Source organism: Brenneria sp. L3-3C-1 (assembly GCF_016456245.1).
Taxonomy (GTDB): Bacteria; Pseudomonadota; Gammaproteobacteria; order Enterobacterales; family Enterobacteriaceae; genus Brenneria.
Map to the genome: position 1 here is coordinate 322,134 of NZ_JAEMHF010000002.1, position 13,689 is coordinate 335,822.

The following is a 13,689-nucleotide window of genomic DNA, read 5'->3' on the forward strand; positions in this document are numbered from 1 at the left end:
AACAGTCGAGTTATTGAAGAGGTCATGCTAACACAGCCGCCCGGCTATCGGCGAGACTGTTGTGATCAATGTCCGGGGAAGTCAACCAGACTAAAGCAGGTGACGCCCATCGTTTCCAGACGCTGTGCGCCTCCCAGATCGAACAGATTAATCACAAAGGCCGCATCATTTACCGCACCGCCTAAACGACGGATCAGTTTTACCGTCGCCTCCACCGTTCCGCCCGTTGCCAACAGATCGTCGATGACCAGCACCTTGTCATCGGCGCCAATCGCATCCGAGTGAATTTCCAGGCTATCGGTGCCATATTCCAGCTCGTAGCTTTCGCTGATGGTCGGACGCGGCAATTTACCCGGTTTACGCACCGGAACAAACCCGACGCCCAGCGCCAGCGCCACCGGCGCGCCGAACAAAAAGCCACGCGCCTCCGTGCCGACGACCTTGGTGATCCCCGTATTACGGTAACGGTTCGCCAGCATATCAATGCTGGCGGCATAGGCTACCGGATCTTCCAGCAGACTGGTGATGTCACGAAACAGAATGCCCGCTTTCGGATAGTCGGGGACGCTTTTAATGCTGTTTTTAATTAATTCTGATTGTTGCGCTGTTGCGGTCATTATATGTGTGCCTGATAAAACGTTCTGATCATACCAATGCCGGCCGTTATTGCCCGCCGCGCCGCCATGATATTGATGGCCCGACGACTTTCGTTAAAAGTGAATAGCGATCCGCGCACGAAAACGCTCAAATCTAGTCAAACTGCCCGGTAAATGCAACACTCCCGGCCATCTCAGCGTATTTTTTAGAGTTTGCCGCATCCCTATCCCTATGGTTCGTTGGAAATTTTTTGTTGTTCTGAAGCAACAACCGGCAGACGAAGCATAAACGTCAGCAAAATCGCCAGAATAACCAACAACAAGACGCGCACCCAACTGATTTTAACCAGCCAGAGCGAGAGAGCAAACGTCAATAAAATGACGCTAACCGCTTTCCATTTCGCGCCGGGCGGCAAAGCCCGATATTGCTGCCAGTGGCGCAAATATCCGCCAAACCAGGAACGGTACAACAGCCAGTAATGAAAACGCGGCGACGAACGGGCAAAGCACCAGGCGGCCAACAATAAAAACGGTGTCGTCGGCAACAAGGGCAGCACCACGCCTAACGTCGCCAGAACGACGGCCATCCACCCTATGACAATCAGCACCGCGCGATACATATTCACCTTTAATCCGTTGACTGTTGACGGGTAAGTGAAACGCTACCCTACAGCCTCACTCTACCACCAACATCGGCCTCCTGTTAATCGGCAATCATTGACGCGATACCTGGCAAAGAGGTTGTATCAACGGGTATTCACGGGCAAGCTGAGCTACCGACCCGCCGCTTGCTAATCGAATTAAGGAACAGCGTGAATACTCACAAACTGCTGCTGGCGCTTGAACAACAAATTGATACGCTGGCGAAAGCGATCGAGCCGCTGGCGGATAAACCGGTCCCTCGGTCGCGCTTCGATCGCCAGCTATTCAGCAGCTATGGCACCCGGCTGAAAGATTATTTCAATGAGGTTAACCAAAATCTGCACGCCATCCGGCAGTTAGTGGCCGAACAACGTTCCGATCGCGTCGCGTTTATGGCCGAAAAGCTGGTGAGGCAAATCACGGCGCTGCAACGTGAACTGGCGACCCAGCCGTTACGACGTCAGGAATTGGCGGCGGAAACGCTGCCGCAGGATCTTTACCATAAGCTGGCCGAACATCAGGACTACGAGCGGCGCCTGCTGTCCATGATTCAGGACAGAGAAAGCCTGCTGAACGTTCAGACCAACTTCAGCGAACAACAACGACTGCAAAAAGAGCTGGCGGCGCTCGAAGGACGGTTATCGCGCTGCCGACAAGCACTCACGCGACTGGAACGATTAATTGAACGCAGGGAACAGGGGTTGTAAATTCTGGCGATCCCCCCTTAAATCTCTGCTATATCTGAAAGGCCTATGCTGAGCACAACTAAGGTGGATTCATTATGTCACTGGAAAATGCCGCCCCGGAAATCAAGCTGGCCGTCGATTTGATTATGCTGCTGGAAGATAACCAGATCGAACCGCAAGTTGTCCTGGCCGCCCTCGATATTGTGCGCAACGACTTTCAGAAAAAAGCGCAGCAGGAAAAAAATACGGCGTTAAAGTAAGTTCGCCCCAAAGTAGAAAAAGGCATGGACAGGTACGCAATAGCCATCGCTCGCCATCTATTGGGCTAATGGCGCGACCGCCGCTCTCTGCCTCAGACCGGCTGGCGCAACGCGGCGCTGAAGCGAAGCATATCAATAAAGGAGTCGACCAGCGCCGGAGCTTCCTGCTCGAGATCGAAACTCTCCGGCATAAACAGCCAGTTTTCCATGATGCCGGAGAAATAGGCGCGCATTGCGATGGCCGCGCGCCGGAGATGGATATCCGCCGGCAACATTCGCATACGAATACAGCGTGCCAAATTATTCTCAATATCGTCATAGCAGCCGAGATAAATCGCTTTACGGGTGTTATAAGACTGCAATAATTCACCGACAAACTCACACTTGTGAAAGATAATCTCGACCATCGAGCGCCATTGTGGGTCACTGACGGTTAAACGAAGCATATAAATCAATAATTCACGCATCACATAGAGTGGATTATCAGGAAATTTTGTCTGATACTCTATTTCAAAATCACTGATTTTTGATTCAGCCAGCGTCCATATTTCGTCAAACAGCTCAGTTTTATTTTTAAAGTGCCAGTAAATGGCACCGCGGGTCACGCCAGCGGCCGTCGCAACGTCGGTGAGGGAGGTAGCCGATACGCCATGCTCGGAGAATATTCTCAACGCCGCATCTAATATCTGTTGTCTGGTTTCCAGAGCCTGCTGTTTGGTTTTTCGTGCCATATCGCTGTATTTGAAAGAAAGTGTGATTTACATACATTCGAGTATGTATGTAACATAGCATGAACATAAAATTATCGCAGCAATGGGTTTTAAAGCGCGTGATCCATTGGTCAATTCAAATCGGACACTTGAGGTTTATCTATGAACAAAAACAGAGGGCTAACGCCTCTGGCGGCAGTTCTGATGCTTTCTGGCGGCTTAATTCTCGCAGGATGTGATAATAGTGAACAGCAGCAGGCCGGTGCGCAACAGGCGCCTGAAGTCGGAATAGTGACGCTGAAAGCGCAAGCGCTGAATGTCACTACCGATTTGCCGGGCCGAACCAATGCCTATCGCATCGCCGAAGTTCGCCCTCAGGTCGGTGGGATTATCCTGAAACGCAATTTTGTTGAAGGTAGCGATATTCAGGCGGGTTCATCGCTATATCAAATCGATCCTGCGCCTTATCAGGCTGATTACAATAGCGCCAAAGGTTCATTGGCTCAGGCCCAGGCAAGCGCTGAAATCGCCCGCCTGACCGTCAACCGTTATAAACCCTTGCTGGGAACCAGCTACATCAGTAAGCAGGATTACGATCAGGCCGTCGCGACGTCACGCCAGGCGGATGCCAGCGTGCAGGCAGCCAAGGCCGCGGTAGATAATGCCGAAATCAATCTTGCCTATACCAAGGTCAACGCCCCGATATCAGGCCGGGTGGGTAAATCGACGGTGACGGAAGGCGCGCTGGTTTCCAGCGGCCAAACGGTCGCCTTAACCACCGTGCAGCAACTCGATCCCATTTACGTCGACGTGACCCAATCAAGCAATGACTTCCTGCGTCTGAAAAAAGAACTGGAAGAAGGCAAGCTAAAACAAAGCGAAGGCAAAGCCAACGTTCGTCTGCTGTTGGAAAATGGTGCTGAATACGCTCAGCCGGGTACGTTGGAATTTTCCGATGTCACCGTGGATGAAACGACCGGTTCGATCACCCTGCGGGCGATCTTCCCCAACCCGCAACACGATCTGTTACCCGGTATGTTCGTTCGCGCACGTCTGGATTCCGGCGTGCAGGACAACGCATTGTTGGTTCCGCAGATGGGCGTTAGCCGTACCCCGCGAGGCGAGGCGACGGTAATGGTTATAGGTGAAGGCGATAAAGTCGAACTCCGCAATGTGGTAACGTCAAAAGCAATCGGTAATACATGGCTCGTCACCGATGGTTTAAAAGAGGGTGACCGCGTCATTGTTACCGGCTTGCAAAAAATTCAGCCCGGTTTACAGGTGACAGGAAAGGAAGTCGCTCAAGAGAATGATCAGTCGCAATCGTCGCAGGCTGAATCCGCGAAGTCTTAACAGGAGCCGGTAATTCATGGCTAAGTTTTTTATTGATCGCCCCATTTTTGCGTGGGTAATCGCCATCGTGGTGATGTTGGCCGGGGCACTGGCGATTGTAAAGTTACCCATCGCTCAATATCCGACTATTGCCCCGCCGGCAATTGAAGTTACGGCAAGCTATCCGGGAGCGGATGCCTCAACGCTGCAAGATTCGGTGACGCAGGTTATCGAACAGAATATGAACGGCATCGATCACCTGATGTATATGTCATCCAGCAGTGATTCATCAGGCACCGCGCAGATTACTCTAACCTTTGAAGCCGGCACCGACCCGGACATCGCACAGGTTCAGGTGCAAAACAAACTCCAGTTGGCAATGCCCCTGCTGCCGCAGGAAGTTCAGCAGCAAGGGGTTAACGTCCAGAAATCCAGCAGCAGCTTCCTGATGGTCGCCGCCTTTATCAATAATAATGGCGAAATGACGCAACAGGACATAGCCGACTACGTGGCGGCCAATGTGCAGGATCCGATCAGCCGTACCAACGGGGTCGGCGATGTTCAGCTATTTGGCGCACAATATGCCATGCGAATCTGGCTGGATCCGAACAAACTGAACAATTACCAGTTAACAGTCAGTGACGTCACTTCCGCCATTACGGTACAAAACAACCAAATCGCCGCAGGTCAGTTGGGGGGATCGCCGCCGGTTGCGGGTCAACAATTGAACGCATCGATCATTGCGCAAACGCGGTTGAAATCAGCTGAAGAGTTTTCCGAAATTCTGCTGAAGGTGAATACGGACGGCTCACAGGTACGCCTGAAAGATGTGGCGCGCGTTGAGCTTGGTGCGGAAGGTTATGACGTTATCGCCCGCTACAACGGCCAGCCGGCCGCCGGTATCGGGATTAAACTGGCCACAGGCGCCAACGCCCTGAATACGGCATCAGCGGTGAAAGCCGAATTATCCCGGCTACAGGAATTCTTCCCGACCGGATTAAGTGTGGTTTATCCCTACGATACGACGCCTTTCGTTCAAATCTCCATCAACGAAGTGGTGAAAACACTGGTAGAAGCCATCGTGCTGGTGTTCCTGGTGATGTATCTGTTCCTGCAAAACTTTCGCGCTACGCTGATCCCGACGATTGCCGTACCCGTGGTTCTGTTGGGCACATTCGCCATTCTTTCCGCGCTCGGTTATTCCATCAATACCCTGACCATGTTCGCCATGGTGCTGGCGATCGGGCTTTTGGTGGATGACGCCATCGTGGTGGTGGAAAACGTTGAACGCGTGATGGCGGAAGAAGGTTTGCCGCCGAAAGAAGCGACCAAGAAATCAATGGGGCAGATACAAGGGGCGCTGGTTGGGATCGCACTGGTGCTCTCCGCGGTATTTGTTCCAATGGCCTTTACCGGCGGCTCTACCGGCGCTATCTACCGCCAGTTCTCCATTACCATCGTTTCCGCGATGGTGCTCTCGGTGTTAGTCGCGCTGATTTTAACCCCGGCGCTTTGCGCCACGTTGTTGAAACCGATCGCCAAAGGCGATCACGGAACGAAAACAGGCTTCTTCGGCTGGTTCAACAACCTGTTTGAAAAGAGCACGCACCATTACACCGATAGCGTTGGCAACATTCTTCGCAGCACCGGCCGCTATCTGCTGCTTTATCTGCTGATTGTCGTCGGGCTGGCGTTCCTGTTCCTGCGTTTGCCCAGTTCCTTCCTGCCTGAAGAAGATCAGGGCGTACTGCTCAACATCGTGCAGTTACCGGCCGGGGCCACACAGGAAAATACCCAGAAAGTGCTGGACAAGATAACCAGGCACTATCTGGATAATGAAAAAGACACCGTCAACTCAGTCTTTTCGGTTAACGGTTTCGGCTTCTCCGGCCGTGGTCAGAATGCCGGCCTGGCCTTCGTCAGTTTGAAAGACTGGGGTGAGCGTTCAGGCGCAGAGAATAAGGTTCCGGCTATCGCCGCCAGGGCCAACGCCGCGTTCAGTCAGATTAAAGAAGCAATTGCCATCGCCGCGAACGTTCCCGCGATTGTCGAACTGGGAACGGCCACCGGTTTTGACTTCCAGTTGGTCGATCAGGCCAACCTGGGTCATGAACAGCTAACCCAGGCGCGTAATCAACTGTTGGGCATGGCCGCGCAACGACCAGATACGCTGGTGCAGGTTCGTCCTAACGGCATGGAAGATACGCCGCAGTTCCGGCTCGATATCGATCAGGAAAAAGTCCTCGCCCTTGGCGTTTCCCTGTCGGATGTCAATGCCACGCTGGCAACGGCGCTGGGTGGAAGTTATGTTAACGACTTTATCGATCGCGGCCGGGTGAAGAAAGTCTATGTGCAGGGGGACGCGCCGTTCCGTATGCTGCCGGATGATATCAAAAACTGGTATGTACGCGGCAGCAATGGGCAAATGGTTCCTTTCTCCTCGTTCTCACAAAGCCACTGGGAATATGGTTCTCCGCGTCTGGAACGTTACAACGGCCAGCCATCCATGCAGATTCAGGGTGAAGCGACGCCAGGTAAAAGTACCGGTGAAGCCATGGCGCTGATGGAAGAGTTCGTCACCAAGCTGCCGCAAGGCATTGGGTATGAATGGACAGGCATGTCCTACCAGGAACGATTGTCTGGTAGCCAGGCCCCGGCGCTGTATACCATCTCCCTGATTGTCGTGTTCCTGTGTCTGGCGGCCCTGTACGAAAGCTGGTCGATTCCCTTCTCGGTTATGCTGGTCGTACCTTTGGGGATTCTGGGTGCGGTTATCGCCGCATCCATGCGCGGCCTTGAGAACGACGTTTACTTCAAGGTGGGCATGCTGACAACCATTGGGCTGTCGGCAAAGAACGCCATACTGATCGTCGAGTTTGCCAAAGACCTGATGGAAAAAGAAGGCAAAGGGCTTGTTGAGGCGACGCTGGATGCGGTACGTATGCGTTTGCGTCCGATCCTGATGACCTCCCTCGCCTTTATCCTCGGGGTTGTCCCGCTGGTTATCAGCTCCGGAGCGGGTTCCGGCGCTCAGAACGCCGTGGGTACTGGCGTAATGGGCGGGATGATTACTGCTACCGTGTTGGCGATCTTCTTCGTTCCGGTATTCTTTGTGGTGGTTCGCCGCCGCTTCGGAAAGAAAAACGAAGATTTAGAACCACATAATCAGCAGACAGATCATCACTAATCCTCTCTCTGATTTCAAAAGGCCGCCTCCGCGGCCTTTTTTATTGCCCCCTCCCCTTCAACGCATCGCAGGCGCTGAACGAACCATGACCTTATAAATATCAAGGTTGATCCGCATGGCAAAAAAGCGCAATATTAAGTTATGTTATAACATAACAATAGAGGCGATATGAAAACAGGCATTCATCCTGACTACCGGACAGTGGTGTTTCATGATACCAGTGCCGATGCGTATTATAGGGTCGGTTCAACCATCCAAACCGAGCGTACTATCGAACTGGAAGGCGTTAGCTATCCTTATGTCACCATTGATGTTTCTTCCGCATCCCATCCTTACTATACCGGGAAGCAGAAAGAGTACGCCAAAGAGGGCAGCACTGCGCGCTTCCAGCAGCGTTTTGGGCGTTTCTTCAGTAAATAGAGAGGAATTATTCAGATGCAGGTGCTTAGTTCGCTGCGCTCCGCGAAAAACCGCCATAAAGACTGTATCGTAGTACGCCGTCGCGGACGTATCTACGTGATATGCAAAACCAACCCTCGGTTTAAAGCCGTACAGGGCAGAAAAAAGAAAAAAGGCTAATCATTTACCTGTAACAATTCACTACAGCTCTGTTATATATGTAACAGAGCTTTTTTAACAATTGAATAAAAACAGACAAAACAATAGGATAAAAATGGCCCGTGACGTCTTTTCTTTACATATACGACTACCCCGCCACTTCTTATGCCATAGGGCCGGAGTCTAAACACAAATTAATTTAATAAGCTAATATTAGGATAATTCCATCACCATTCCGCTGCCTTAAAGTTCAGTGATTTAATCACGACAAATAGCACGAAAAACCTTATCTAATGTTCGAGAATCTTACCGACTCTTTTGCTATAGTTATATACAGGGCGGTATGATACGTATCAAGATAGCATCAGCATGCCCGCGTCCATTAAAACGAAAATAGGCTGCCGATATCGGGAGGTGTAAAAACCATTGCAGGCTAAATTGTGGTTGTCGAAATCCATGACGTTGAAATCTCGCTTGTAGACACCATGATTGATTGTAGAAACATGGTAAGGCTATTCTCTTATGAGTTATGTCAGTCTCAGTCACACTGAATAACGGCTTAACGGAGGGATTGATATGGATGAGTACACACCCAAACATTATGATATTGCCCAACTCAGATTCTTATGTGAAAATCTGTGCGACGAAAGCATTGCAACGTTAGGCGATAGCAGCCACGGCTGGGTCAATGACCCGACATCTGCGATCAATCTCCAATTAAATGAACTTATTGAACATATCGCTACATTTATTCTTACATATAAAATAAAATACCCTGATGAAAGCGAGCTTTCTCAGCGAGTTGAAAAGTATTTAGATGATACCTATGTACTGTTTAGCAACTACGGCATCAATGATGCGGAGTTGCGCGGATGGCAGAAATCTAAAGAAAGATTATTCGGAATGTTCTCAGAAGGGAACATCTGTACGCCGGCTAAAACTTAAGCAATAATTTATCTTATATTAATTAACCACCAGGTACTGTTCGCATAAAGGCCAACATGAAAAAAATCGATTATTTGATGCGTTTACGTAAATGCACAACCATTGACACGCTAGAACGCGTTATTGAGAAAAACAAGTACGAACTCTCCAATGATGAACTGGAGATGTTCTATTCCGCTGCGGATCATCGTCTGGCAGAACTGACGATGAACAAACTCTATGACAAAGTCCCCACCGCAGTATGGAAATACGTCCGTTAATTCTTTGACGTAAAGCACATAAGTATCGATATAAAATACATTGCGCCGATAACATTATCGGCCTTTGTTTCTGCTGTCTTTGTAATAAAGCAAGACGTGTAAAAAAGTGTATTCCAGATAAAAGAAATAATTAGAATAGTGACTTTTATAAAAGCCATGAGAACACCATGTTTTATACTTAATCATCAATCCAACGGCTGACCGCACCAGGTCTAATAACCCTGATTATTCAGTACCCATTTAAGTAAACATAACTCGTACAGATAAATCGCTGCGGATAGTTTGTTATTAAAAACACATCGTTTGATAACCAAATAGATTGTGCCAATAAAAGCGCGTTACGCGTCGGCTATTGCCGCTACATTATGTAGACCAGCGCGCGAGCATACCTAAAAGCAGTTTCCATAATGGCGTAACGAGTATGGCACCCGACAAAGCGCAGGGAATAAACACTGGGGGAGAATTGGTGGAGGCCCTGCCAGCTACATCCCGGCACACACGTCTCCTGCTGCGGCTGCTTCCTTCCGGACCTGACCGAGTCCACAGGTTAGTGTTGCGGGAGAACCGACAGGGCCTCCATTGACAGCTCTTCTACTAACACATGGGTTACTATAGAGCGGTGGGCATTATGGGTGATGGACGATTCAATTGCAAGCTGACGCCGTCTAACCGGTGTTTTCTTGCCCAATACACTATGCCACTATAGGTTCTTCACCATTTAGCGCTGGAAATACCGAGATCCTTTGATGACAGCAGAACATGACAGTTTTCGCCAACGTGTTTTTCAAATCGTGGCCGCCATCCCTTACGGAAAAATTGCAACCTATGGCGATGTCGCTCTTCTTGCGGGATCCCCCCGCGCTTCCAGACAAGTTGGCGGTGTATTAAAACGTTTGCCTGAAGGCAGTAAACTCCCCTGGCATCGGGTTATTAATCGCAAAGGTGAGATATCGCTTATCGGTGCCGATCGCCAGCGCCAAAAGTCAGCGTTACGGGCCGAGGGAGTTATGTTTAATCGTCAGGGGAGAATCGATCTTGATAAGTTCCGCTGGCGGTACGCGTCATAACACGCTGACGCGTACCGTTTTGGCTGGTTACCAACTGGATGATACGGGGGCCGATGGCGTTATTGACGAAGGCGCTGATGTCAATGAACCGGTGCTTTTTGCTGGTAAAGGAACGGATGCGACCGGCACCATAACCAGATCGGCATTATTCACACCATTGGTGATAACCGGTAAGACATTTTCCGTCACCATCACGATTCTGTTATCTATCGCAATAGCGGCGCTGAGTAAAATGCGGGCATTAGGTTGAATGTCCGCCGGGTTATACGGCAACACAAACTGGAACGGCGCCTGTTTCCCTTCAGTGCGGGTTACGCGCTGGGTAATCACTTTTGAAGGCGCATCTGCCAACGTTGCATCGGATACCGTTACCGTCACGACCGCATTAGGCGGTAAGGCAATACGTTGACGAATATTGACCGTCCCGCTGACCGCCGGCATTGCTACCGCCGGATGCTGGCTAGAGACGCTGGTTACCGGCGCGCCGGTATGAGGAGAAACACCATAGTCGCTCTTCTCAGCACAGGCCGCCAACGTCATCGATAACGTGATACCACCTAAAATATGCCATAATTTCATTCGGTCTATCTCCTTTTATTATTGTCAGTCTGCCGATTTCAGAGAAACCAGCGTTCTTTAAAGAGTATGAGTCACTTAATAGAATAATTATGGTGCAAAATTCTGATATTTTTTGATAAATGATTTAAATCACTAATTTCAACCCGTTAGCTCCGTAACTAAATTAGTTATGGAAGAATTCCACATCGTGTTACTTTCAAAATGATTCTCAATCAATGAGGCCGATAGCATGAGCCAGGCATTACAAAATCTCCTCGACCTCCTTAATCTGGAGAAAATTGAGGAAGGATTATTTCGGGGACAAAGCGATGATTTAGGACTGCGTCAGGTATTCGGCGGTCAAGTGGTAGGGCAGGCGCTGTCAGCCGCCAAACAGACTGTTCCAACAGACCGCGGCGTCCATTCATTTCACAGCTACTTTCTGTTACCTGGCGATAGTCAGAAACCCATTATTTATGATGTGGAAAATCTGCGTGACGGCCATAGCTTCAGCGCCCGTCGGGTCAGCGCCATTCAGAACGGGAAACCGATTTTCTATATGACGGCGTCATTCCAATCTCATGAGGTGGGTTTTGAACATCAGAATGTGATGCCGGTGGTTACTCCGCCGGAAGATCTCAAGTCGGAGCAGGATATTGCGCAAAGTATGGCGCACCTATTACCGCCACAATTTCGCGATAAGTTCACCCGTCCACGGCCCATTGAGATGCGTCCGGTAAAGTTTCATAACCCGCTGAAAGGAAAAGTGGAAGAGCCGATACGACACGTCTGGTGCCGCGCCAACGGATCATTGCCGGATGATGAACATATCCATCAGTACCTGCTTGGCTATACATCCGACTGTAATTTTTTGTTAACGGCGTTACAGCCGCACGGCGTCGGTTTTCTGGAGCCTGGCATGCAGGTCGCCACTATCGACCACTCGATGTGGTTCCACCGTAATTTTCGTCTGGATGACTGGCTGCTGTATACCGTAGAAAGCACATCCGCCTCTGGCGCCAGAGGTTTTGTACGCGGACAATTTTATACCCGCGACGGTGTGCTGGTGGCCTCCAGCATACAAGAAGGCGTTATGCGCCGACTCCCACATTAAGAAGCCATAAAAAAACAGGGCGCGGAGATCGTCCGGCGCCCTGTTCATCAACCTCTGTTCATACTACTTACTGGTTGTATGCATTCTCGCCATGGCTGTTGACGTCCAGACCTTCGCGCTCCTGCTCTTCCGGTACGCGCAGACCTACAATCATATCGGCCACTTTGAACGCGATGAAAGCCGCCACGCCAGACCATACGAAGCAGACGATAACGCTGAACAACTGCACCCAAACCTGCTGAGCCATAGTCACGCCTTCGGCATAGCCGACGCCGCCCAGGGATGCGGAAGTGAATACGCCGGTCAGAATACAACCCACGATACCGCAGATGCCATGGACACCGAACACATCGCATGGGTCATCCACGCGCAGCCATCTTTTCAGTACGGTGACGCCCCACAGACCGGCAAAACCACCCGCCAGACCGATGATCAACGCGCCGCCGACTCCAACCGTACCCGCAGCAGGCGTAATCGCCACCAGACCGGCGATACAACCCGAGCACGCGCCCAACAGTGAAGGCTTACCGCGCGCCATCCACTCACCGACGACCCATGCCAGAATCGCAGCGGCGGTTGCGACAACCGTATTCAGGAAAGCCAGACCCGCAACGCCATTCGCCGCACCCGCAGAACCGGCGTTAAAGCCAAACCAACCGATGTACAGAATCGCCGTACCAATAAACACCATCGGCAGATTGTGGGGTTTAAAGGCTTCTTTACCGAAACCGGCGCGTTTGCCCAGCAGATAAGCGCCGACCAGACCCGCGACAGCGGCGTTAATATGCACGACGGTGCCGCCTGCAAAGTCCAGAGCGCCATCGGCCGCCAGATAACCGCCACCCCATACCATATGGGTCATCGGCAGGTAGGAGAAAGTCAGCCACAGCGCAACAAAGATCAGCACCGCAGAGAAACGGATACGCTCAGCAATGGCTCCCACAATCAGCGCCACAGTGATACAGGCGAAAGAAGCCTGATAAGCCACATGAACATACTGATAAAATGTTCCGGTGATCGAATCAATGGTAATACCGTTCAACATGAAGTTGGAAAAACCGCCAAAGAAAGCGTTACCTTCACTGAAAGCCAGGCTATAGCCGTAGACGACCCATAGAATACAAACCAGCGCAAAAGAAATTATCACCTGAGACAGCATGGAAAGCACGTTCTTGGAACGAATCAGACCGCCATAAAACAGGGCAATTCCAGGTATAGTCATAAACAGTACCAACGCGGTACAAATCATAATAAACGCATTATCTGCTTTATCGATCGTTGGTGCGGCAGCCATCGCCCAGGACGGGAGCAAAGCAGCCACACCAAGACCTAATGAGGAGACAAGTTTTTTCATTTTCATCCATCCCTATTTACGAATCTAAGTCAGGCGTTAAAGTGCGGCTTCGTCGGTTTCGCCGGTACGAATACGAATAACTCTTTGTAATTCAGCGACAAAAATCTTACCATCGCCAATTTTTCCGGTATAGGCCGCTTTACTGATCACATCAATAACCTCATCCAGTTGATCATCAGCAATCGCGATATCAATTTTTACTTTTGGCAAAAAGTTAACGCTGTATTCCGCGCCACGATACAACTCAGCGTGCCCTTTCTGACGTCCAAATCCTTTCACTTCAGTGACCGTGAGTCCCTGAATGCCGACGGAAGATAAGGCTTCGCGCACATCTTCCAGCTTGAATGGTTTTATCACCACAGTAACCAGTTTCATTCATCATCCCCCTAACCGTTAAGTTCAGACTTACGTCCGCTGCTA

General features: G+C 50.5%; 16 protein-coding genes and 1 other RNA gene. 10 read left to right on the forward strand and 7 right to left on the reverse strand.

The window, feature by feature from the left end; translation table 11 throughout:
• Nucleotides 1-65: 65 nt before the first annotated feature.
• Both apt and JG725_RS07915 read right to left on the reverse strand, forming a co-directional pair.
• Nucleotides 66-617: an adenine phosphoribosyltransferase gene (gene apt, locus JG725_RS07910; RefSeq protein WP_199377511.1), complete on the reverse strand. Its 552-nt coding sequence runs from the start codon at nt 615-617 to the stop codon at nt 66-68.
• Between the two features lie 209 nt (nt 618-826).
• A complete protein-coding gene (locus JG725_RS07915) occupies nt 827-1,216 on the reverse strand; it encodes a DUF454 family protein (RefSeq protein ID WP_172290022.1) in 390 nt (129 codons plus the stop codon).
• Nucleotides 1,217-1,408: 192 nt separating this feature from the next.
• Here JG725_RS07915 and priC point away from each other — a divergent pair, with 192 nt between their 5' ends.
• Together priC and rsmS are read left to right on the forward strand one after the other, a co-directional pair.
• Entirely contained in the window at nt 1,409-1,945 is a 537-nt protein-coding gene (gene priC, locus JG725_RS07920) for a primosomal replication protein PriC (RefSeq protein ID WP_172289723.1), read from the forward strand.
• Between the two features lie 74 nt (nt 1,946-2,019).
• Entirely contained in the window at nt 2,020-2,184 is a 165-nt protein-coding gene (rsmS, locus tag JG725_RS07925) for a pleiotropic regulatory protein RsmS (protein ID WP_172289722.1), read from the forward strand.
• A gap of 92 nt (nt 2,185-2,276) precedes the next feature.
• On the opposite strand, the gene acrR is transcribed toward rsmS, so the two are convergent.
• The gene (gene acrR, locus JG725_RS07930) at nt 2,277-2,915 is read right to left on the reverse strand and encodes a multidrug efflux transporter transcriptional repressor AcrR (RefSeq protein WP_172289721.1); all 639 of its coding nucleotides are present in this window, start codon (nt 2,913-2,915) and stop codon (nt 2,277-2,279) included.
• A 141-nt stretch (nt 2,916-3,056) separates the two neighbouring features.
• Between acrR and JG725_RS07935 the strand changes: the two genes are divergently transcribed.
• From JG725_RS07935 to JG725_RS07960, 6 genes are all read left to right on the forward strand, one after another.
• The gene (locus JG725_RS07935) at nt 3,057-4,247 is read left to right on the forward strand and encodes an efflux RND transporter periplasmic adaptor subunit (RefSeq protein ID WP_172289720.1); all 1,191 of its coding nucleotides are present in this window, start codon (nt 3,057-3,059) and stop codon (nt 4,245-4,247) included.
• Nucleotides 4,248-4,263: 16 nt separating this feature from the next.
• On the forward strand, nt 4,264-7,413 hold the full coding sequence (locus tag JG725_RS07940) for an efflux RND transporter permease subunit (RefSeq protein ID WP_172289719.1): 3,150 nt from the start codon (nt 4,264-4,266) through the stop codon (nt 7,411-7,413).
• Nucleotides 7,414-7,581: 168 nt separating this feature from the next.
• Entirely contained in the window at nt 7,582-7,833 is a 252-nt protein-coding gene (locus JG725_RS07945; protein WP_172289718.1) for a type B 50S ribosomal protein L31, read from the forward strand.
• A gap of 15 nt (nt 7,834-7,848) precedes the next feature.
• Complete coding sequence (gene ykgO, locus JG725_RS07950; protein WP_136165254.1) at nt 7,849-7,992, forward strand: type B 50S ribosomal protein L36; 144 nt, start codon at nt 7,849-7,851, stop codon at nt 7,990-7,992.
• Between the two features lie 555 nt (nt 7,993-8,547).
• Nucleotides 8,548-8,916, forward strand: coding sequence for an Hha toxicity modulator TomB (tomB, locus tag JG725_RS07955; protein WP_172289717.1), 369 nt, complete (start codon nt 8,548-8,550; stop codon nt 8,914-8,916).
• 56 nt (nt 8,917-8,972) lie between these two features.
• A complete protein-coding gene (locus tag JG725_RS07960; protein ID WP_009114000.1) occupies nt 8,973-9,176 on the forward strand; it encodes an HHA domain-containing protein in 204 nt (67 codons plus the stop codon).
• A 473-nt stretch (nt 9,177-9,649) separates the two neighbouring features.
• Here the strand turns inward: JG725_RS07960 and ffs are convergent.
• An RNA gene (gene ffs, locus JG725_RS07965) (signal recognition particle sRNA small type) lies at nt 9,650-9,746 on the reverse strand.
• A 176-nt stretch (nt 9,747-9,922) separates the two neighbouring features.
• On the opposite strand from ffs, the gene JG725_RS07970 reads away from it, so the two are divergent.
• A complete protein-coding gene (locus tag JG725_RS07970) occupies nt 9,923-10,243 on the forward strand; it encodes an MGMT family protein (protein WP_172289716.1) in 321 nt (106 codons plus the stop codon).
• Nucleotides 10,244-10,270: 27 nt separating this feature from the next.
• Here the strand turns inward: JG725_RS07970 and JG725_RS07975 are convergent, their stop codons facing one another.
• Nucleotides 10,271-10,822, reverse strand: coding sequence for a YbaY family lipoprotein (locus JG725_RS07975; RefSeq protein WP_172289715.1), 552 nt, complete (start codon nt 10,820-10,822; stop codon nt 10,271-10,273).
• A 229-nt stretch (nt 10,823-11,051) separates the two neighbouring features.
• Between JG725_RS07975 and tesB the strand changes: the two genes are divergently transcribed.
• Nucleotides 11,052-11,915, forward strand: a complete 864-nt coding sequence (tesB, locus tag JG725_RS07980) for an acyl-CoA thioesterase II (protein ID WP_172289714.1) — start codon at nt 11,052-11,054, stop codon at nt 11,913-11,915.
• Between the two features lie 67 nt (nt 11,916-11,982).
• Here the strand turns inward: tesB and amtB are convergent, their stop codons facing one another.
• Nucleotides 11,983-13,269 (reverse strand): ammonium transporter AmtB, encoded by a 1,287-nt coding sequence (amtB, locus tag JG725_RS07985; RefSeq protein ID WP_172289713.1) that lies wholly within the window; start codon nt 13,267-13,269, stop codon nt 11,983-11,985.
• 36 nt (nt 13,270-13,305) lie between these two features.
• Nucleotides 13,306-13,644 (reverse strand): P-II family nitrogen regulator, encoded by a 339-nt coding sequence (gene glnK, locus JG725_RS07990; protein WP_002208627.1) that lies wholly within the window; start codon nt 13,642-13,644, stop codon nt 13,306-13,308.
• Nucleotides 13,645-13,689 lie beyond the last annotated feature (45 nt).